This is a genomic window from Arthrobacter caoxuetaonis, assembly GCF_023921125.1.
GTDB lineage: Bacteria > Actinomycetota > Actinomycetes > Actinomycetales > Micrococcaceae > Arthrobacter_B > Arthrobacter_B caoxuetaonis.
This window is the reverse complement of record NZ_CP099466.1, coordinates 1,160,975-1,181,697: the sequence shown is the minus strand read 5'-3', so window position 1 is coordinate 1,181,697 and position 20,723 is coordinate 1,160,975. Positions and strand designations below refer to the sequence as shown.

Here is a 20,723-nt window from a genome sequence, read left to right as displayed (position 1 = left end):
GAGGATGCCCTAGACGGCAACGCGCTGCTGCGGAGCTGCAATGGAGGCAAGCACCTGTTCCAGCACCGCCGAAGCGGTGGCACCGGCGAACTCAGCCTCCGGGTCCATGACCAGGCGGTGGGTGAAGACACTCGGGGCCAGCGCGATGACGTCGTCCGGCAGCACGAAGTTCCGGCCCTCGGAGGCCGCCCGGACCTTTGCCGCGCGGACCATGGCCAGGGCGCCGCGGACGCTGACGCCCAGCCGGGTTTCGGGAGCTTCCCGCGTGGCCGCAGTAAGGCGCGCGATGTATTCCAGCACCGAGGTGTCGGTGTGCACGGTGGCGGCGAGGTCGGCCATGTCCCGCACGGCTTCGGAGGTGATCACGGCGGACAGCGCGGCGGACCGGTCCCGGGTGGCCGCACCGGCAAGCAGTTCAACGGTCGCGGCGTGGTCCGGGTAGCCCATGGAGGTCTTGACCAGGAAGCGGTCCAGCTGGGCTTCGGGGAGCCGGTAGGTGCCGGCCTGCTCGATCGGGTTCTGCGTGGCGATCACCATGAACGGGCGTTCCTGCGTGTACGTCGTTCCGTCCACGGTGACCCGGGATTCCTCCATGACCTCCAGCAGTGCGGACTGCGTCTTGGGCGAAGCACGGTTGATTTCATCCGCCAGCACCACGTTGGCGAAGATCGGTCCGCGGTGGAACTCGAACGCCTGGGTCTTCTGGTCATAGATCGTGATGCCCGTGACGTCGGAGGGCAGCAGGTCAGGGGTGAACTGGATCCGGGAGGTGGTTCCCTGCACTGTTGCCGCCAGCGCACGGGCCAGCATGGTCTTGCCCGTTCCGGGCGCGTCCTCCAGCAGCACATGCCCTTCGGCGAGCATCGAGATGATGATCAGGCGTACTGCCTCCGGCTTGCCGAGGACGGCCCGGCCAACGTTCGTCAGGATCTGGGCAAACGTCTCGGCGAACCAGGATGCCTGTTCTTCGGTCATGGACATGGTGGTGTTTCCCCCAAGTAGTGCGTGGTTGGTGAAAGAGCGGGTGTCAGCATTGGCCCATCCCGCTGGGCGGGTTGTTGCCGAAGCTGGTGTGGATCCCCTTGATGTGGAGGCCGTTATTGTCGGCATCGCGGTTCGGGCCGGAGAACTGCCGGTACCATCTGTCTCCACCACCGCGGACGATGTAGCAGCGGGTGTCGATGCGCTCCCCGAGGTAGGCCCAGTGGTTTCCGAGGCAGCGGCCGTCTGAGGTGTAGTTGGTGCTGCCTACCGGGTCCATGCAGGTCCGGCGATCGGATTCGTTGAGCTGGTTGCCGACGGTAAGGGTCCACGTGGCTGGAGGGGGCTCGGAGCCGGTCCGGGCGGAAGCTTCAGCCACCGGACCAGCCGTCCCCTGCGAGTTCAGCACGCGGACGCGGATGCTGACCGTCTGGTCATAGCCGTTCCCTACGTCGCGGTTGCCGGAGACGGAAACGTTTTCCCATCCGGACCAACCCCCGCCGCCGTTGACCGAGATCTGGACCTGCGCGACGTCGTGCGCATTCTGGTTCGGCGGTGACCAGGACAGCGCAGCGGTCTTGCTGCCCTGTCCGCCGTTGGAACCGGAGGCCGACGGCTGCCCTGGACTGCCGTGTACCTGCACCGCGCCCGACGCCGGAGAGGCAGGGCTGTCGTAGGACGAGCCGTCGGAGTTCACCACGGCGGTCAGCGTCGCGGTGATGCTGGCACCGTTGCCGAAGCCTGTGATCTCTTGGCCGCTGCTGACGATCATCGACCGCCCGTCACTGAAGGCTGCCCGGTAACTGACTTCCTCGGCGCGCGCACCGTTGCGGGCGCTGGCGCTGAGCGGGTTGAAGGTGACGGTTACGGCCCGCCCCTCGGCTCCGGTGCGGGAAGCTGCCAGGACCGGCGCTGCCGGAGCGTCGGGCACGCCGACGGCGCGGCGCGGTGCCGAGGCGGGCCCCCACTCGCTCCAGCCGGCTTTGTTGTAGGCCCGCACGGAGTAGCTGTAATTCTGCTCCGAGTTCGGCACACGCACCGTGAGCTTGGAGGTTGCTCCGGCGTTCTCTGTGCGGACAAGCGTTGAGCCCTGGTACTCGCGCACTTCGTATTTGGTCACGGCCGCGCCGTTGGGAACGGAGTCCTCCCAGTCCACCGCAAGCTGGCTCTGGGTACCCACCGAGTTGGCCTTCGCCGTCGTGGGTGCCGGCGGGACGCCCGGGAGTCCGGCGGGGATTTCAGGTACCGAGTAGTCACTGAATCCGGAGGGCTCAGGTGCCGCGTTGCGGGCCTGGACACGCACCCGGTAGCTGGCACCGTTGGCCAGTCCCGTCCACGTGGTCCGGGTCACCGACGCCGGGACGGTTTTTTGGGCTGTCCCGCCGGGAGGTGCCGGAGAAATCTGCAGGTCATAGGACTCGATCGGCGAACCGTCGTTGGCCGGCGCGGTCCAGGCAATATCCAGTTGCTTGTCGCCGAACGCCAGGACGGGAGGTGCCGGCTGGGCAGGCTGGGTGTCCGGGCGTGCGGGAGCGGAGGACGGGGACGGATCGGAGGTTCCGTTGGCGTTGGTGGCCGTCACCGCAAAGGTGTACTCGACGTTGTTGGTCAGTCCGGTCAGCGTGCAGGTTGTTGCAGCACACTCCTGGCTGAACCCGGCGGACCCGGTGACGGTGTAACCGGTGATCGCAGCACCGTTGGCAGCGGGCGGATCCCAGGCCAGGACCACGGTTCGGCTGCGTGTACTTTCCACGACCGGAGTGGCGGGCGCATCGGGCCGGCCCTGCACGGTCAGCAGGATCTGCGCGGAAGCCTGGCGGTCAGGCTGACCGGTCTTGTCCTGGATCCGGTACTGGACGCTCATGCTGCCCACAAAGTCGGCGTCCGGGGTCACCACCACGGAATCGCCCTGGATGCTGGCGGTGCCGTTGCCGTCCGCCGTGGCTTCCACGATTTCCAGCGGCGTGTCCGGGAACGGGTTGTCGTCATTGGCCAGCACGTTGACGCTCGCCGGCTTGCCCTGGACAGCATCGTCCACGGAATCGTCCGCAGCGACAGGCAGCGGCCGGGTGGAGGCGAGCACCGCCAGGTCCACGCGTCCGGGTACAGGGTCGCTGCGGCCGTCCGTGACGCTCACGGCGAGCTGTCCCAGCGTGCCGACTGCGGCATTGTCCCCGGCGGAGACGGACAGGACCGAACCGGAAAGGCTCGCCTCGAAACCCTGGGGTACGGGACCGGCCAGGGCGAAGCTGAGTTTTCCGGCGTCGGCCGGGTTGGGGTCCGAGGCCAGCGGCGCCAGGTCCAGGGTGACCGCGTCTTCGCCCTTGGCCGCTTCCAGCGAACCCGGGCTCATGACGGGCGGCAGGTTCTGCTCCGGCAGCGGGATGACGTTGACCAGGATGGTCAGGGTAGCTTTGAGGCCTTCCGGATCATCCGGGCCTGAACCGTCCGTGACTTCAAAAGTGATGGAGCCCAGACCGGCGTAGTCCTCGTCCGCGGTGTACGAAAGCGTATCTTCGTCAGCCACCCAGGTATCCCGGTTGGAGGAGCCGATTGCGCTGACCTTGGCAGTTTCCGTGATCCTCGGCGCACGGCCCTCACGGACCTCGACCAGTTCGGCCAGATCGAGTTCCAGGGTCTCCGTTGCTTCGATTTCCTGCACCTCGGCACTGCGAAGCGTCGGATACTGGGCGCTGAGACCGGGAACCCAGATCACCGCCGTCGCCGTTCCCCCGTCCATGTCCTGGACCTGGTACGGGACGATTTGCGCTTCTTCGAGCAGCTCCACGCGCACCCGGTCTCCCGTCACCGCTGCGGTGGTCCGCGACGGGTCCACGGAGACTGCCAGGTCTTCGGCCACGCCGTCGGGGTCCTCGTCATTCTCCAGCACGGCGACATCCACGGCGGTGCGGCCGCGGATCTCAGCAACGCTCACCCGGTCATCCTGTGCCAGCGGTGCCAGCAGTTCCGCGTTCGGATCGGAGACGACAGCGATGTTTCCATAGGCTGTTCCGCCGCGGTTGTCGCGCACGGCGTAGCGGATGTTGTAGGTGCCGGCCTCGGCGGGTGCCGTGAACCGGACACGGTTGTCCTCGGCCCGCGCTTCGGTTCCGCTCTCCTGTGAGCTGACGCCGCCGGGGTCGAGCGAGATCGGATCGCCGTCGGGATCGGAATCGTTCTGCAGCACCGGCACGGCGACTTCACGCCCCGGGCGCACGGTCACGGCGTCGTTCACGGCCACGGGTTTCTGGTTGGCTTCCGCTACCGGGGCGATTCCCACGCGGACCGTGCCGGTGTTCACCAGCCCCAGCCTGTCTCGTACTTCATAGGTGAACGAGTCAGTGCCCGCACCGGTGGCTGAAGCTGTGTAGTCGATGTAATGGGGTCCTGGAACCGCGGCGCCGAGCCGGGGTGCTTCACTGATCCCGCTGAGGAAGACCGAATCGCCGTCGGCATCAAGGCCGTCCAGAGGCACTGGAATCCGTACGGTGCTCCCGGCGATCGCCCGTCCTTCCAAATTCCTGGGCACCGGAGGGGTGTTTTTCTCGTCGTCGCGCGGCCGGATGTTGATGCGCACCTGGGCGGAGTCGCTCTGCCCGGTGGAGTCGCGTACTTCGTAAATCGCGTAGACCGTCTTGGCTGTATCTCCGGCAACGAAACGGAGCATGTTCCCGGAAGCAAACAGCTGCCCGTCGGCTGGATCGACCCCCTGGGCCGGAACCGGGTTGAGCGTCAGTTCGTCGCCGGTGGGCGACACATCGTTCTCCAGGACGGGAATGTTCACCACGTCACCGACCCGCACGGTAGCGGTGTCCGCGGAGGCCGAAGGCGGGAGCAGGGTTCCCGGCCCGTCCACCGGCAGGACGCTGACTTCGCCGCTGGCGCTGGCGGTGCCGTTGGAAACCATGTAGCTGATCGTGGCGGCTCCGGTGAGTCCACGCACGTCATGGATCTGGAGGATGTTGTGGTTCAGCACTGCGACGTCCAGCGGCGAACTGCTGCCGGTGCTGACGGACTGCACCACCAGCACCCCGCCGGTGGGGTCGGTGTCGTTGCCGAGCACGTCCACCAGCACGTTGCCGCCGCGGGGAAGCAGGGCCACGTCGCGCACAGCGATCGGAGCTCCCTGGCGGCCGGACTCGGCTGCATCCACCCGGATGAGCCCGCTGGCGCTCTGCGGTCCGTTGGTGACGAGGTACTCGATGTAGTACGTCGCCGGATCCGCGGGAGTGAACGTGATGGAACCTGTCTCGTAGTCCGGCAGGAGTTCCGAGCCGTCCTCCGCATCGGCCTTGGCGAGGCTGAGCTGGCCGCCGGCGGGATCAAGGTCGTTCTGCAGGGGATACAGCGTGACTGGTTCACCCGCGGTGGCGGTGAAGTGGTCGAAGTTGGTGACCGGGGGCAGGACGCCCGCCGGCCGGACATCGAAGGTGACAGTGCCGGTGGCAGTTTCGGTGCCGTCCGAGACAGTGATGGCAACGTCCTTGACGCCCTGTGTCTTTCCGATGTCACGGAACGTCAGCAGTCCGTCGGACCTGGTCCGCACCTGGTCCCCGTCAGCCGTTGGTTCCGCGGCCACCAGAACCAGGTCATCGCCGTCCGGGTCCATCCAGTCGTTGAGGATGTTCTGGCTGACGGACTGGCCCTGTTCGACCAGGATCTTCGTGGACCTGCGCGGTTCGGGCGGGGTGTTCTCGCTGGAACCGCGGACCTGCACTGTCGCACTGGCGGCTGCGCTGCCTCCGCGGCCGTCGCTGACCTCGTACTCGAACGTGCTGGTCCCGGAGGCACCCGGCGGAACGACCAGCTGCAGTCCGGCACCGTTGTAAATCTGCTGGATTTCCCCGGCGGACGGCTGGCTGCCGGAGAGCCGGACAGTCAGCAGGTCACCGTCAGGGTCCGTGTCGTTGTCCAGGACGTTAAGGATGGTGGTGCGCCCGGCCCGGACCCCGAACCTGTCCTGTGAAGCGACGGGCGGCCGGTTCTCGCCGGTCCGGTCCGGAAGGGTGTTCACCGGGTTCTCGCTGGCAGATTCTTCTTCGTCATCACTGGAATCCTGCTTGGGCGGGATGACGTCCCCCCAGTTATCCACCAGCTGCATGTTTTCCAGCACCAGCCACACGCTGCCGCCGTTAATGTCGTTGAGCACCACGACAGACCGGTTGACCCGAAAGACAAGTTCCGAGGAGCCGCCGATCCCGGGAATCTCCTCGACGGAGTCATCAGCGTCGGAGTCGCAGTCCCTGATGTACGTGCCGGATCCGGCCCAGGCAGCGTGCACGCACGAGTCCACCCGCACCGGCGCCGCAGGAACTCCACCGCCGGCTACCGGGGTCACCGTCGCCTCTGAACCGTCCATCGGCTGTTTGATCAGGGCCGAAGCCGAAGCTATGGCAACAAAGTCCGCTTCGGGGCCGGAGTCCTGGAGCCGTGCGCCCTTGGTGTCGGGAAGGCTGACGGTGCGTCCGCCGGGCAGGACAAGGGTTCCTGTTTCGGCGTCGAAGGCGACGGCTTCCTCCCCCACGGCTGCGACCTGGGTGTCCCCGAAACCGCGGAGTTCCTCCGACTCGGTGACCTGCGGCTCGCCGTAGCTGCCGTCCCCGGCGACTTTATAGCCGTAGAGCCGTCCCTCCCGCGGCGCCGCGACAGCCGCGTATCCGTCCGGTGACACCCCGGCCGCAACGCCGGGTGAGTCCTGGACCACGGGTTCAGCTTCGGTGTCGCTGAAGAAGGGCAGTGAAGCGGAGTCCATGAGCCAGACGGCCCCGGCGGCAGGATCGGTCACCGCGATCGCGGAGCCGCCCTGGGTGATGGTGGCCGACGCCGGCAGCTGTACCTCGCTGCCGCGTGCCACGTTGGCGATGTCCACGGGCGAGACCTTGGACTGGTCGGTGTTGGCATGGAAGACGGTGCCCTCATACTGGGTGACGTCGAAGCCGTCGCTGTTGGCGGCGTAGGCGCCGTCGAGCAGCCGGGCGGGGTAGTTCAGGTGGCCCACCATGCCCTGCGTCTGGTTGGTGACCCAGACACCGCCGTCGTTCAGATCGACGTCGGCGCTGGCAAATCCCGGATACAGGATGGCGCCGGCCACGACGGCACCCGTGGCGGCAACGGCCGAGCCGATCGACGCGGCCCTGCGGCGGGCGCGGCTTTGCGCAGGCGTAGCCCCCCTGAAGAACTGCACTTGCTTCCCCCCGTTACAAACCCCAAATAATCCTGCGATTCCCCGCCGTCGGCGTGCCGCGTCCAGGCGCACGGGCGGGCCGCAATTCGGCAGATAGTCGCGACAAGTGTCGCACATTCCAAGTGGCTTTCCTGAAAGTGACAAGCCTGCTTCGCAAAAGCGGCTTGTCGCCAGGGGATTTAGTCCAGTACCAGTCCCTGTCCGGTGCCCCGGGCAAGGGTGACCGGGTGGATCTCGCCGAAACCGCGAACCGCGCGCGGGGAATGGGGTATGAGGATAAAACGCTCGTTATTGCGCAGCGCCGCTGCCGTGGACGCGTCGGTGAGGACTGTTCCAGGTTCTGCCAGCGAGGTGAGCCGTGAGGCAAGGTTCACAGTCGGCCCATAGATGTCGCCCAGGCGGGAGAGCACCCTGCCCCACACCATGGCTACGCGCGCGGACGGAAGCAGTTCGTCCTCGGTGAAGGCCTTCGCCAGGGCCAGGGAGATTTCGGCACCTGCCTCGGGGGTCTCAGCGTTGAAGAGGACTTCGTCGCCTATGGTCTTCACGAGCCGGCCGCCGCCAACCGAAATGATCTCCGAGCATTTGTGCTCAAACCGCTGGACCATCTGCGCCAAGGTCTTTTCGTTCATCTGGCGGGAAAGACTGGTGTAAGAGACCAGGTCGGCAAACCCGACGGCCCGTGCCAGCGGGAGCGGGTTGTCATCGGCGTTCGAATCATGGCTGGCCAAGCCTGCCTCGGCACGCAGCGCCAGGCGCTGGACCGCGGCGTTCAGCTGCCGTTTCCACGCGTAGACCAGGGTTTTCTCGAGCGGCTCGATCAGGTCCGGCAGCGCGGCCACCAGCTTTTTCCGGGCCTCGGCGTCAGTGATCCCGCGCTGGACCACCATCTCTTCAACGAGCGCCTCGATCTGCCAGACAACCATCCGGTCCGTCATTTGGCCGATCGAACGCATGATGGAAATCGCGGCCTCTTCGGTGAGCCGTTCCTCGCGGACCAGCTGGATCACGGTGCTGAGGGCTTCCTGGTCAGCCTCGGTGAAAAACACGGCGTCGTCGTCGAGGTTCGGGAAGCCCATGGCGCGCCACAGCTTGCGTGCCGAGAGCAGTGAGACTCCCGCTCCCGCTGCCGCTTCACGGCGCTTGAGGGTTCGCGGACCGCCAATCAGCTGGGCTTCCAGCCGCCGGACGTCTTCCCGGTCGATCCCTCCGGAGGTACCCGGCAGCACCGGCTTCTGCGGCATCGGGACCGCATTCATCGAGAGTGTCAGCGGTTCCGGCTCGGCGGCGGACTCAGGCACGTCCTGGCCCTGATCACTCATTGCCGCTCCATTCGTCGTAACCCATGCTTCCTTCAATATCTACACCATCGAACATCACGGTCATGGGCAGGTCTTCTATGGTGGCCAACACAATCGACTTGAATCTGTGGACTTCCGGCACCGCGGGGTAGTCGATGACCCGCCCGCGCCCCAGATCGATCCGAAGGGTTCCGGAACGCTGCATCCGCTGCAGTATCCCCTGCCGTGCTTCCAGTTGGTAGACGGAGGCCAGCGGAAGATCGTGTTCCTGCCTTCGAAGCACTCCCCGGCGCTGGATCAGGCGCCGGTTGGTCAGCACGTAGCGGGCGGCGTTCCAGCGGAGCACGGCCGGCAGGCAGAAACGGACCAGGACCAGGACCACCAGCACGGCGACGGCGGGAGCCAGCACGGGCGTCCAGTCGGCAAGCGCAGCCGGAACGGTGTCACGGCCCAGGAACCCCAGGGCGAACCCGCCTGCCGCACATGCCAGAACGGCGAGCAGGACCTGCTTGACCAGCGGCCCGGCATGGGGGCGCGCTGAAACAATGACCTGCTCCCCCGGCTCCAGCCTCATCCGCACCGGAATCCGATGGTGTGCGCGCCGCTCATGCGCCTGCGGGCCTCAGGTGCACGACGTCGGCAGCGGTGACTGTCTGCCGTACGCCGTCGCCATCGATGATCAGGAGCGCGCCATGCGCGTCGAGGCCGGCGGCGCGGCCCGTCAGCTCCGCTCCTCCGGGCAGGTGCGCACGGACTTCCTGCCCCAGGGTCGCCATCCGCCCGGCGACGTTGTCCAGCAGGCATCCGCCAACGGACCAGGGCACCGAGGCATTCCCATCGACGGCGCAGAACGCCCGGTAGTCCAGGTTGAACCGCAGCAGGAAGTCCTCCAGCAGGATGTTTCTGTCCGTGGTGGACGCGTACTCCATCAGCAGGCTGGTGCCCGTGCTGACCGGCTGGTCTTCGTCAGTGAGGGAAACGTTGAGTCCCACCCCCACCACTACGGCAGGAGGGTTGCCTGTGCTGTCCGGCACCAGCTGTGCCAGGACACCGGCCAGCTTGCGCCCGTCGACCATGACGTCGTTGGGCCATTTCAGCCGCGGTTCCACTCCCGTCCGGCCACCCACAGCCTTGGACAGCGACAGTGCTGCCAGCAGGGAGAGCCACCCGTAGGACTGGGTCGGCAACGGCCGCCCCTGTGCATTAACAGGGCGCAGCAGCACGCTTACAAACAGCGAAGAGCGTTCCGGTGCCTGCCACACGCGGCCCAGGCGGCCCCGGCCGGCGGTTTGCAGCTCGGCGGTCAGGACGGAAAAGTCCGGATATTCACGCGGCGATAACCGCGCACTGTCAGCAAGATCGGTGTTGGTTGAGCCTGTTTCCTGCACGACATCGAGCCGGGACAGCGGGCCTGCGGGGCCCACAAGGCTGGCCCGCAGCCGCTCCGGCTCCAACGGTGGTCGCTCCATGCTGGAGTAGCGCAGATCCATGTTTCCGATATTACGCGCCCCCTCCCCCATCCCGGGGCGACGCCTGCCGTGCCCGGCCCTTCCCTGCCGCGCACCTGTCCTAGAGGAAGAAGTCGGCCATCAGCTTGTCCTCAGGTGCGCCGAGGCTGTACTTGGTGAAGTCCGTGATGCCTTCCTCGCGCAGGACCTGCTCGTCCGTGTAGAAGTTGCCGGTGGCAACGCGCCCGGGGCGCGTGAGGATGGCGTGCGCGGCGTCGGCCATGATGTCCGCACTGCGGGACACGCGTGCCAGTTCCGAGCCGCCGGGCATATTGCGGATGGCAGCGGTGTCGATCGAGGTGCACGGCCACAGGGAGTTGACGCCGATTCCGTCTTCCTTCAGCTCCTCCGACAGGCCAAGGGTGGTCAGGGACATGCCGTACTTGGCCATGGTGTACGCGAGGTAGCTGCCGGCCCATTTGGGGTCCAGGTTCAGCGGCGGGGACAGTGTCAGGATGTGGGCGTTGTCCGAGTCCCGCAGCGCCGGCAGGGCCGTCTTGGAGAGCAGGAACGTGCCGCGGGCATTGATGTCCTGCATCAGGTCATAGCTCTTCATGCTCACGTCGTCCGTCTTGCGCAGGTCGATAGCGGAGGCGTTGTTCAGCACAATGTCGATTCCGCCGAACTGTTCCATTGTGGCGGCGACGGCATTCTCAACGTCTTCGTCGCGGCGCACGTCACCAATGATCGGCAGCGCCTTGCCGCCGGCGGCTTCCAGCTGCTCGGCCGCGGTGTAGACGGTGCCTTCCAGCTTGGGGTGCGGCTGCGCGGTCTTGGCGAGCATCGCAATGTTGGCACCGTCGGCAGCGGCCCGAAGGGCGATGGCCAGGCCGATCCCCCGGCTGCCGCCGGACATGAGGATGGTGCGTCCGGCCAGCGAACGCGGAGAAGAAGATGCTGTGGTGGAGGTCATACGGACAGGGTAATGCACCCGCGCGAAAAATGTTACTGACCAGTAACATCCGCCGCCTCCGAAGACGGCCGCCCCTCGACGTCGACTGGAGGCTGGCTCTTCAGCCAGCCAAGGCACAGGGACACAAATTGTAGGTTTCCTACACCCGCAGGGCGTGTTGGCGCTCACTAGACTGGGTGAATCGCCCGCACCCTTGTAAGAAACCTACTGAAGCAGCTGCGCAGGGCGTTGGGGTGGCGATCCGCCCGCCATCCGTCAGAATCCAGCACCGGAGAGTAAATGAGCATCGACCAGGACATCGATCTGCAGACAACCGCCGGGAAAATCGCCGACTTCCGGCGCCGCCAGGCCCAGGCCGAAATGCCCTCGGGAGCAGCCGCGGTCGAAAAACAGCATGCCCGCGGCAAGCACACTGCCCGCGAGCGCATCGACCTGCTCCTGGACGAAGGTTCCTTCGTGGAATTCGATGCGCTGGCAGTGCACCGCTCCACCGCGTTCGGCATGGAGAAGAAGAAGCCGGTGGGTGACGGACTGGTATCCGGCTACGGCACCGTGGACGGACGCCCAGTGGCGGTCTACAGCCAGGACTTCGCGGTGTACGGCGGATCGCTGAGCCAGGTCAACGGCGAAAAGATCGTCAAGGTCCAGGAGTTTGCCCTGCGCAACGGCTGCCCGGTCATCGGCATCCTCGACGGCGGCGGCGCCCGCATCCAGGAGGGCGTTGCCTCCCTGGCGATGTTCGCGGATATCTTCCGCAACAATGTCCATGCCTCCGGCGTCGTACCCCAGATCTCCCTGATCATGGGCCCGTCCGCCGGCGGAGCGGCGTACTCCCCCGCCCTGACCGACTTCGTGGTGATGGTGGACAAGACGTCCCACATGTTCATCACCGGACCGGACGTCATCAAAGCGGTCACGGGTGAGGACGTGGACATGGAAACGCTCGGCGGCGCCCGGCAGCACAATGCCACCACCGGCACCTCGACGTACCTGGCATCGGACGAAGAGGATGCGATCGACTTTGTCCGCGAGCTGCTGGACTTCCTGCCCAGCAACAATCTCGCCGAGGCACCCCTGACGCCGTTTGCGCAGGACGAGGAGATTAACGACGGGGACCTGGCCCTGGACGAGCTGATTCCCGATTCCGCCAACCAGCCCTACGACATCCGCACCGTGATCGAGCAGGTCGTGGACGATGGCCATTTCCTGGAGATGCAGTCCCTGTACGCACCGAACGTCATCATCGGCTACGGCCGGCTCGAAGGGCACACGGTCGGCGTCGTCGCCAACCAGCCGCTGCAGTTCGCCGGCACCCTGGACATAGCAGCCTCGGAAAAGGCGGCCAGGTTCGTGCGCCACTGCGATGCCTTCAACATTCCCATCCTGACCTTCGTGGATGTTCCCGGCTTCCTTCCGGGCAAGGACCAGGAGTTCAACGGAATCATCCGCCGCGGCGCCAAGCTGCTCTATGCCTACGCCGAAGCCACCGTTCCCAAGCTCACCGTCATCACCCGCAAGGCCTACGGCGGCGCCTACATCGTCATGGGCTCCAAAAAGCTCGGCGCAGACCTGAACCTGGCTTGGCCCACCGCGCAGATCGGCGTCATGGGCGCGCAGGGTGCGGTGAATATCCTCTACCGCAGCCAGCTGGCCGCCGCCGCAGCGGACGGGCGCGACGTCGATGAAGTCCGTCAGGGCTACATCAACGCCTACGAAGAAGAACTGCTGAATCCCTACCAGTCGGCCGAGCTTGGGTATGTGGATGCCGTGATCGCACCGTCGGAAACCCGGCTCCAGCTGATCCGCGGGCTGCGCGTGCTGCGCGAAAAGCGTGCCTCGCTGCCGCACAAGAAGCACGGGAACATCCCGCTGTGAGCATCGTCGGTGAACCGGACTTCGAACCGGCAATCCAGCCGCTGCTGCAGGTTCTCACAGGCAGTCCCACGGACGAGGAACTGGCGGCACTGACCGCCGTCGTGCTGGGACTGGGCGCGGGTGCACCGGACTCCGCGGCGCCTGTGCTGCGCGATCCGGCAACGACCCGCAGGGCGTGGACAAGGCGCCGCCAGCTGAGCCTGACGCCTGCTCCGGGGCCGGGCTCGTGGCGGCGCACCTACCGCTGACACGTTAGGCTCGGGCATGTGACTGAACAGACAACTTCATCAGATTCCCTGTCCAACGCCGGTTCGCGCACGCCAACTGCAATCGACGCCGTCGCCGAAGCTTTCACCGAGAACCTGCTGCGGCTGGACCCGTCCTTCGCCACTTCGCTCGGCATCCCCGGGCACGAGACCGAATACGCGGACTACTCGCCGGCAGGACTCGTATCCACCGCCGAAGCAATCAGCGAAACCCTTGAGCGGCTTGAGGACCTGCAGCCCGTTGACGACGTTGATGCCGTCACCCTTGACGCCATGCGTGAGCGGCTGGGCCTCGCCCTGGAGATCCATGAATCCGGCTGGGACCTGGCCGACCTGAACAACATCGCTTCCCCGGCACAGGACATCCGCGCGGTCTTCGACCTGATGCCCACCGACACCGTCGAGGCCTGGGAGCACATCTCCGGCCGCCTGCACAACCTTCCCGACGCCGTCGCCGGGTACATCGTTTCCCTGCGCAGCGGGGCCGAGCGCGGCCTGGTCGCCGCCCGCCGCCAGGTCTCGATCGTGATGGAGCAGGCCGGCAAGTATGCCGAAGAAGGCGGATTCTTCGATTCGTTCGCGGCCGACGCATCGCTGCCGGACGGCTCGGAACTGCCCGACGCACTCAAGGCCTCGCTGCGCCGGAACGCCGACGGCGCCCGTGCCGCCTACCGCTCGCTCGTTGACTTCCTCGGCGGAGAGCTGCTCCCGCAGGCTCCGGAGAAGGACGCCGTCGGCGCTGAGCGCTACGCGCTGTTCTCCCGCCAGTTCCTCGGCTCGGCCGTCGACCTGGAGGAGACCTACGCCTGGGGCGTCGCGGAACTGGACCGCATCATCGCTGAACAGGAAGAGGTGGCCAACCAGATCAAGGAAGGCGCTTCAGTCCGCGAAGCAATGGACCTGCTCGACGCCGATCCCCAGCGCCAGCTGCACGGCACGCGTGAACTGCAGGCCTGGATGCAGGAACTCTCCGACCGGGCCGTCGAGGAACTGTCGCAGAGCCACTTCGAGATCACCGGTCCCATGCGCAAGCTCGAGTGCATGATCGCCCCCACCAATGAGGGCGGCATCTACTACACGGGTCCGAGCGAGGACTTCTCCCGGCCCGGCCGCATGTGGTGGTCCGTACCGGAAGGCGAAGACACCTTCACCACGTGGAAGGAAACCACCACGGTCTACCACGAGGGCGTTCCGGGCCACCACCTGCAGATTGCCACCGCAACCGCTGCCCGGGACACCTTGAACAGCTGGCGCCGCAACGTCTGCTGGGTCTCCGGCCACGGCGAGGGCTGGGCACTGTACGCCGAGCGCCTCATGGAGGAACTCGGCTACCTGAACGATCCCGGAGACCGGATGGGCATGCTGGACGCGCAGCGCATGCGCGCAGCCCGCGTCGTCTTCGACATCGGCGTCCACCTGGAACTGGAGGTCCCCGAGCGCTGGGGTTCGGGCACCTGGACCCCGGAGAAGGGCTACGACTTCCTGAAGCAGAACATTGCAATCTCGGAAGGGCAGCTGAACTTCGAGTTCACGCGCTACCTGGGCTGGCCGGGACAGGCACCGGCGTACAAGCTGGGCCAGCGGCTCTGGGAGCAGATCCGCGACGAAGTCCGCAGCCGCGAGGGCGACTCCTTCGATGCAAAGGCCTTCCACACGCGCGCACTGAGCCTGGGCTCGGTCGGCCTGGACACGCTGCGCCGCGCCCTGCTGGATAACTAGCCTGCCCTGCTGGATAACTAGCCTGCATTCTGGATAACCAGCGTGGACTCTGACGCCCGGCCGGGCACTCCGGCCGGGCGTTTTTGCTGCCTGCACCCACCCTCCCGGATGGGACAATCGTCACAGTGCGCGCGGGAATAGGAATTCTGTTCCGCGGCCCGGCGCCACAGAACGCTTGTCCACCCAGCAATCCCAAGGCCCCGGCGTCCGCTGATGCGTAACATTTCGCAATACCGAAAACGCTCTGGTAATAGATGCCGTCTAGCATCGAACGGTGACATCACCACAGACCTCCCCACAGTCCCCCGCCGCAGCCGAGACCCGGCGCAGGCTTCCGCGCTGGGCCACATCGTTTGGCCCGCAGATCATCGCAGCCCTGCTGGTCGGCCTCGGCCTGGGCCTGCTGGCCAAGAACATGGGCGCCGTCGACGGTGAGCCCAACTGGCTCACCACCACGCTTTCGACCATCGGCTCGAGCTACGTCTCACTGCTGAAGGCAGCCGTCGTCCCGCTGATCTTCACCGCCGTCGTCAGCTCGATTGCAAACCTCCGCGAGGTTTCCAACGCTGCGCGCCTGGCATGGCAGACCCTGCTGTGGTTCGCCATCACCGCCCTGATCGCCGTGGCGATCGGCATTGCCCTGGGTGTGCTGATGCAGCCCGGTGCCAACGCTGACGCCACCGCGCCGGACGGATACGACGGCGGCACCGGCAGCTGGATCGGGTTCCTCACCGGCCTCATCCCGGGCAACTTCCTGGGCCTGACCGCCTCCACCACAGAAACCCTCACCACCTCCCTGAACTTCAACGTGCTGCAGGTCCTCGTGATCGCGATCGCCGTCGGCATTGCCGCCCTGAAGGTCGGCAAGCCCGCCGCACCGTTCCTGGCCCTGAACGCCTCCGCCCTGGCCGTCATCCAGAAGGTCCTGTGGTGGATCATCCGGCTGGCCCCGCTGGGCACCGTTGGCCTGATCGGCCGTGCCGTGGCCACCTACGGCTGGGACACCATCGGTTCACTGGGCACCTTCACGCTGGCCATCTACGTGGGTCTGGCGATCGTCCTGTTCGTGGTCTACCCGGGGCTGATCAAGGCGCACGGACTCTCCGTCCGCCAGTGGTTCTCCGGAGCCTGGCCGGCCATCCAGCTTGCCTTTGTGTCCCGTTCCTCCGTGGGGACGCTGCCGCTGACCCAGCGCGTCACTGAGCGGAACCTCGGTGTTCCCCGGGCCTACGCTTCCTTCGCCGTGCCGCTGGGCGCCACGACGAAGATGGACGGCTGCGCCGCGATCTACCCTGCGATCTCGGCTATCTTCGTGGCCCAGTTCTTCGGCATTGACCTCAGCATCGGGCAGTACCTGCTCATCGTTGTCGTCGCCGTGCTGGGCTCCGCGGCAACCGCCGGAACCACCGGCGCCGTCGTGATGCTGACCCTGACCCTGTCCACGCTGGGACTGCCGCTGGAAGGCGTGGCGCTGCTGCTCGCCGTCGACCCCATCCTGGACATGGGACGCACCGCGGTGAACGTGGCCGGCCAGACGGTCGTGCCCACCATCGTGGCCAAGCGCAACGGCCTGCTGCAGCCGGAGCTGTACAACGCCAAGCGCAACGGCGACCCGTTCGCTGACGATTCAGCTGCAATCGATCCCGAAGAAGCTGAACTTTCGGCACAGGAACATACACCTGCAACATCAGGTGCTGGCGCTGCGGCTGCCAGCAGGTAAGGTTCAGGTACTCGCACTTCCTTTGGGAATGGCCGCTCCGACGCCGGAGCGGCCATTCCTTTTTTCGGTGCCTGCCAGCCCGGCACATTAGGCTGGGATGCGTGACTGACCTGACGCTAATCCTTGCTTCCGCCTCCCCTGCCCGCACCAAGCTCCTGGACAATGCCGGCATCGCCCACCGCGTGCTCGTGTCCGATGTCGATGAAGACGCTGTCACGGCCCGCTACGGGCTGACCGATCCCCATGACACGGCACTGCTGCTGGCCCGGGCCAAGGCTGAAGCTGTCGCTTCCCTCCCTGAGGCCGACGGCGCCCTTGTCCTCGGCTGCGACTCCGTGTTCGAGTTCGACGGCGAAGCCCACGGAAAGCCCTGGGAACCGGAGATTGCCCGCGAACGCATCCGGCGGATGAGCGGGAACGTCGGTGTGCTCCACACGGGCCACTGGCTGGTGGACTGCCGCGACACCGACGAGGACGGCTCCGGAGCGACCCTCGGCGCGGTCAGCTCGGCCGAGGTGCACTTTGCGAAGCTCCTCGACGACGAGATCGAGGCCTACATTGCCACCGGAGAGCCGCTTGCCGTGGCGGGGTCCTTCACCATCGATTCCCTGGGCGGGGCGTTCATCGAGAAGGTCGTCGGCGATCCGCATGCCGTCGTCGGTCTGTCCGTGTCCACGCTGCGCCACCTGCTGGCCAGCGCCGGCGTCGGCGTGACGTCGCTCTGGAAGTAGCCCTTGGTGGCGGTTGGTGCCTTGCGCCGGGGGCCGTTGCCCGGCGGCGCCCCCTCCCCGCAACTTTCGGGGAGATAACGTCGCTTAGCGCCTTCTCCTGCCAACCTTCGGGGAGATAACGTCCTTTTCGCCGACGCCAGGGGTTCCGCGCCAGAAGGCATTCCGTCATCTATTGGTGCACTACAGCCGCTTAGCCCCTGCTCCACGAGTCTTCTGCTGCACTGCGGCTGCTTAGCCTGCCCTCGACTCATCCGTTGCTGCACTGCCGTCGCTCAGAGCACGCGAAAGCGACGTTAGTGCAGCAACAGATCCCGGGGAGCCCTCAAACCTGCGTTATTGCAGCAAAGGATGGGCGGACAGGGCCACAGGGTACGGGAGCTTCATGTACCTCGACACCAGGCCCAGCGACCCCTTTCGACACACAGCGCTCCGGGCGGCAGGACGCTGCCGGGTTGCCGCAGAACGCCGCAGAACGCCGCGACTGTGGATAACTCAAGCAGGAGATGCACGTACAGGGTAGAAACGGGCAATGCGCACACCCCGGCCCCTTCCACATCCACTGTCTGATCCCTTTCTGGTTGAGCAGGCACTGAGCCTTGGTGTCACACCCGGACGGCTGCGCGGCTCAGATCTGCGCATTCCCAGTCGTGGAATCCGGGTACCGAAGAACACGAAGACCACGGGGACGCCTGCTGAGCTGGCTGCAAGCTGCCGACCCTATCTTGAGCTTTTCCCCGACGCCGTCCTCAGCCACACGACTGCGGCGAGGCTCCACGGCATCCCGCTGCCGCCGTCGTACCGGAACGAATCATTCCTGCATCTCACCCGCCCTCCGAACGCCGCGAGTACCACCCGCAGGCACATCCGCAGCCACCGGTCACGCCTGGAGGACTTCGACGTCGTCCAACCCGCGCCGGGGCTCCGGCTCACGTCTGAAGCGCGCACCTTTGCCGACCTCGCCCGGATCCTGGATCTGCCCGATCTCACCGCAGCCGGCGACTGGCTCGTCTCAGAGCATGGACGCAGCTATGGCCAGGTCCGTCATGCCGTTCTGGGTCTGGAGGAACTGCGCAGCTACGTCAACGGCCTGAGGTGGATTCCGGGCATACGAACTGCCCGTCGAGCCCTTGATCTGGTGCGCGTTGGCGTGGACTCCCCGCCCGAGACATACCTCCGGCTCATGCTGCACGACGCCGGACTGCCGGAGTTCCGTCCGAACATGCCGCTGCTGGACGCGGCCGGGAGGCCTGTCCTGTGGACTGATCTGGGCTGTCCGGAATTCCGCACCTGCGTGGAGTATGACGGCGCGCATCACCTGACCCCAAAGCAGCAGATGAAGGACCACAACCGTGACCTGCTCGTCAGTGAGCTCGGATGGCATCAGGTCAAGGTCTCGGCAGTGGATATGCGCCGCGGCTCCGCGTGGGTGGCGCCAATAGTCGCCCGGGGCCTGCGCCTTGGAGGATGGGTCCGCGAGCAAGGTGTCTTGTGAGGCGGACGTCCCGTTCGCGTCCACTCGGCGTCCCGCTGAACCATCCTTCCGAACCACCCAGCGGAAGACCTCGTTGTAGGGTCCCCACAACTAAACCCGCCGCCCCACGCAGAAACAGCACGGTTTATGGCGGGACACGACAAAATCGCGCTAGGCTCCGAACAGATCAAAGGAGCCAGTGCATTTCATGAGCCAGAACACCGCCGCCCCGCTGGGGAAGGTCCTGATTGCCAACCGCGGAGAGATCGCCGTCCGGATTATCCGGGCCGCACGCGACGAAGGCATCGCGACTGTAGCCGTCTACGCCGACCCGGACCTGGACGCTTTGCACGTCCGCCTTGCCGATGAGGCGTACGCCCTGGGCGGCAGCACTGCCGCAGAGTCCTACCTGGACATGGACAAGATCCTGGCCGCGGCTGTCCGCGCCGGGGCGGACGCCATCCACCCGGGCTACGGCTTCCTGTCTGAGAATGCCGCGTTCGCCCGCCGGGTCATCGACGCCGGACTGACCTGGATCGGGCCTTCCCCCGAAGCCATCGACCAGCTCGGAGACAAGGTCCAGGCCCGGCATCTTGCAGCTAAGGTCGGCGCTCCCCTGGTTCCGGGAACGCCGGATCCCGTATCCAGCGCGGACGAAGTCCTTGCCTTCGCGCAGGAGTACGGCCTGCCCGTGGCTATCAAGGCGGCCTTCGGCGGCGGCGGACGCGGCATCAAAGTGGCCCGCACCCTGGAAGAGATCCCCGAACTGTACGACTCCGCCGTCCGCGAAGCCACTGCTGCCTTCGGCCGCGGCGAGTGCTTCATCGAACGCTTCCTCGATGCCCCGCGCCACGTCGAGACACAGTGCCTGGCCGACGCGCACGGCAACGTCGTCGTCGTTTCGACCCGCGACTGCTCCCTGCAGCGCCGCAACCAGAAGCTGGTGGAAGAAGCCCCGGCCCCCTTCCTCACCGAGGACCAGGTCCGCGCCCTGTACGACTCTTCCAAGGCCCTGCTGCGCGAAGCCGGGTACCAGGGTGCCGGTACCTGCGAATTCCTCGTGGGCACCGACGGCACCATTTCCTTCCTCGAGGTCAACACCCGTCTCCAGGTTGAGCATCCGGTCTCCGAGGAAGTGACCGGCATCGACTTGGTGCGCGAGCAGTTCCGCATCGCCCGCGGTGAAGAACTGGGCTACTCCGACCCCGAAATCCGGGGCCACTCCATCGAATTCCGCATCAACGGCGAAGACGCCGGGCGCGGCTTCATGCCCTCCCCCGGCACAGTGGAAACCCTGCGCCTGCCCACGGGCCCCGGCGTGCGGGTCGATTCCGGCATCGAAGCCGGCGAGACGGTGGGCGGGAACTTCGATTCGATGCTTGCCAAGCTGATCGTCACCGGAGCCACCCGCACCCAGGCCCTCCAGCGTGCGCGCCGTGCCCTGAAGGAAATGGAAATCACCGGCCTGCCGACTGTGCTGCCGTTCCACGCCGCCGTCGTCGCCGATCCCGCGTTCGCACCGGAGCAGGGTCCGTTCAGTGTTCACACCCGCTGGATCGAGACTGAGTTCAACAACACCATTGAGCCCTGGTCCGGGGAACCGGCCAACGGGAACGACGACGACGGCGCACGCCAGCGCCACACCGTGGAGGTGGGCGGCAAACGGCTTGAGGTCGTGCTGCCGGCCGGCCTGGCGCCGTCGAACGGACGCAGCGCTGCCCCGGTCAACGGCAAGCAGCGCAAAGGCCGCGCCCGGACGTCATCCGCGGCGGCAACGGGCAATGAGCTGACGTCCCCCATGCAGGGAACCATTGTGAAGGTCGCCGTCCAAGACGGGACCGTCGTCGCGGAAGGGGACCTGGTGGTGGTGCTGGAAGCCATGAAGATGGAGCAGCCGCTCACCGCCCACAAGGCCGGCACCGTCACCGGTCTCACGGCACTGCCGGGAGCCACCGTCTCAGCGGGTGCTGTCATCGCTGCCATCGTGGACTAGGACGGCGTTTAGAACAGCACACCCGCAAGAACGCAAAAGGCCCGGATCCACATGGATCCGG

The 20,723-nt window shown here is 66.3% G+C and carries 13 protein-coding genes; 7 read left to right on the top strand and 6 right to left on the bottom strand.

The annotated features are described in order from the left end of the window. Positions 1-9: 9 nt before the first annotated feature. The 6 genes from NF551_RS05295 to NF551_RS05270 form a co-directional block, all read right to left on the bottom strand. Positions 10-981: an AAA family ATPase gene (locus NF551_RS05295; protein ID WP_227894940.1), complete on the bottom strand. Its 972-nt coding sequence runs from the start codon at positions 979-981 to the stop codon at positions 10-12. 46 nt (positions 982-1,027) lie between these two features. Next, a complete protein-coding gene (locus NF551_RS05290) occupies positions 1,028-7,165 on the bottom strand; it encodes an Ig-like domain-containing protein (protein ID WP_227894943.1) in 6,138 nt (2,045 codons plus the stop codon). A 179-nt stretch (positions 7,166-7,344) separates the two neighbouring features. Beyond that, a complete protein-coding gene (locus NF551_RS05285) occupies positions 7,345-8,409 on the bottom strand; it encodes an adenylate/guanylate cyclase domain-containing protein (protein ID WP_423721507.1) in 1,065 nt (354 codons plus the stop codon). Positions 8,410-8,479: 70 nt separating this feature from the next. Beyond that, complete coding sequence (locus NF551_RS05280) at positions 8,480-9,040, bottom strand: PH domain-containing protein (RefSeq protein ID WP_227894948.1); 561 nt, start codon at positions 9,038-9,040, stop codon at positions 8,480-8,482. A gap of 31 nt (positions 9,041-9,071) precedes the next feature. Then, the gene (locus NF551_RS05275) at positions 9,072-9,956 is read right to left on the bottom strand and encodes a biotin--[acetyl-CoA-carboxylase] ligase (protein ID WP_227894950.1); all 885 of its coding nucleotides are present in this window, start codon (positions 9,954-9,956) and stop codon (positions 9,072-9,074) included. 79 nt (positions 9,957-10,035) lie between these two features. Beyond that, positions 10,036-10,887: an SDR family oxidoreductase gene (locus NF551_RS05270; protein WP_227894953.1), complete on the bottom strand. Its 852-nt coding sequence runs from the start codon at positions 10,885-10,887 to the stop codon at positions 10,036-10,038. Between the two features lie 279 nt (positions 10,888-11,166). On the opposite strand from NF551_RS05270, the gene NF551_RS05265 reads away from it, so the two are divergent. The 7 genes from NF551_RS05265 (at position 11,167) to NF551_RS05235 (ending at position 20,662) form a co-directional block, all read left to right on the top strand. Further along, complete coding sequence (locus NF551_RS05265) at positions 11,167-12,762, top strand: acyl-CoA carboxylase subunit beta (protein WP_227894955.1); 1,596 nt, start codon at positions 11,167-11,169, stop codon at positions 12,760-12,762. Next, positions 12,759-13,010 carry an acyl-CoA carboxylase subunit epsilon gene (locus tag NF551_RS05260; protein ID WP_227894960.1) on the top strand — a complete coding sequence of 84 codons (252 nt, stop codon included), beginning with the start codon at positions 12,759-12,761 and terminating at the stop codon, positions 13,008-13,010. The genes NF551_RS05265 and NF551_RS05260 overlap by 4 nt, the downstream gene beginning before the upstream one ends. Positions 13,011-13,028: 18 nt before the next feature. Then, positions 13,029-14,747 carry a DUF885 domain-containing protein gene (locus tag NF551_RS05255; RefSeq protein WP_227894962.1) on the top strand — a complete coding sequence of 573 codons (1,719 nt, stop codon included), beginning with the start codon at positions 13,029-13,031 and terminating at the stop codon, positions 14,745-14,747. Between the two features lie 274 nt (positions 14,748-15,021). Next, positions 15,022-16,467 (top strand): dicarboxylate/amino acid:cation symporter, encoded by a 1,446-nt coding sequence (locus NF551_RS05250; RefSeq protein WP_227894966.1) that lies wholly within the window; start codon positions 15,022-15,024, stop codon positions 16,465-16,467. A 101-nt stretch (positions 16,468-16,568) separates the two neighbouring features. After that, positions 16,569-17,198, top strand: a complete 630-nt coding sequence (locus NF551_RS05245; protein WP_423721409.1) for a Maf family protein — start codon at positions 16,569-16,571, stop codon at positions 17,196-17,198. Between the two features lie 529 nt (positions 17,199-17,727). Further along, positions 17,728-18,690 carry an endonuclease domain-containing protein gene (locus NF551_RS05240; protein WP_227894967.1) on the top strand — a complete coding sequence of 321 codons (963 nt, stop codon included), beginning with the start codon at positions 17,728-17,730 and terminating at the stop codon, positions 18,688-18,690. Positions 18,691-18,877: 187 nt separating this feature from the next. Beyond that, positions 18,878-20,662: an acetyl/propionyl/methylcrotonyl-CoA carboxylase subunit alpha gene (locus NF551_RS05235; protein ID WP_227894968.1), complete on the top strand. Its 1,785-nt coding sequence runs from the start codon at positions 18,878-18,880 to the stop codon at positions 20,660-20,662. Positions 20,663-20,723 lie beyond the last annotated feature (61 nt).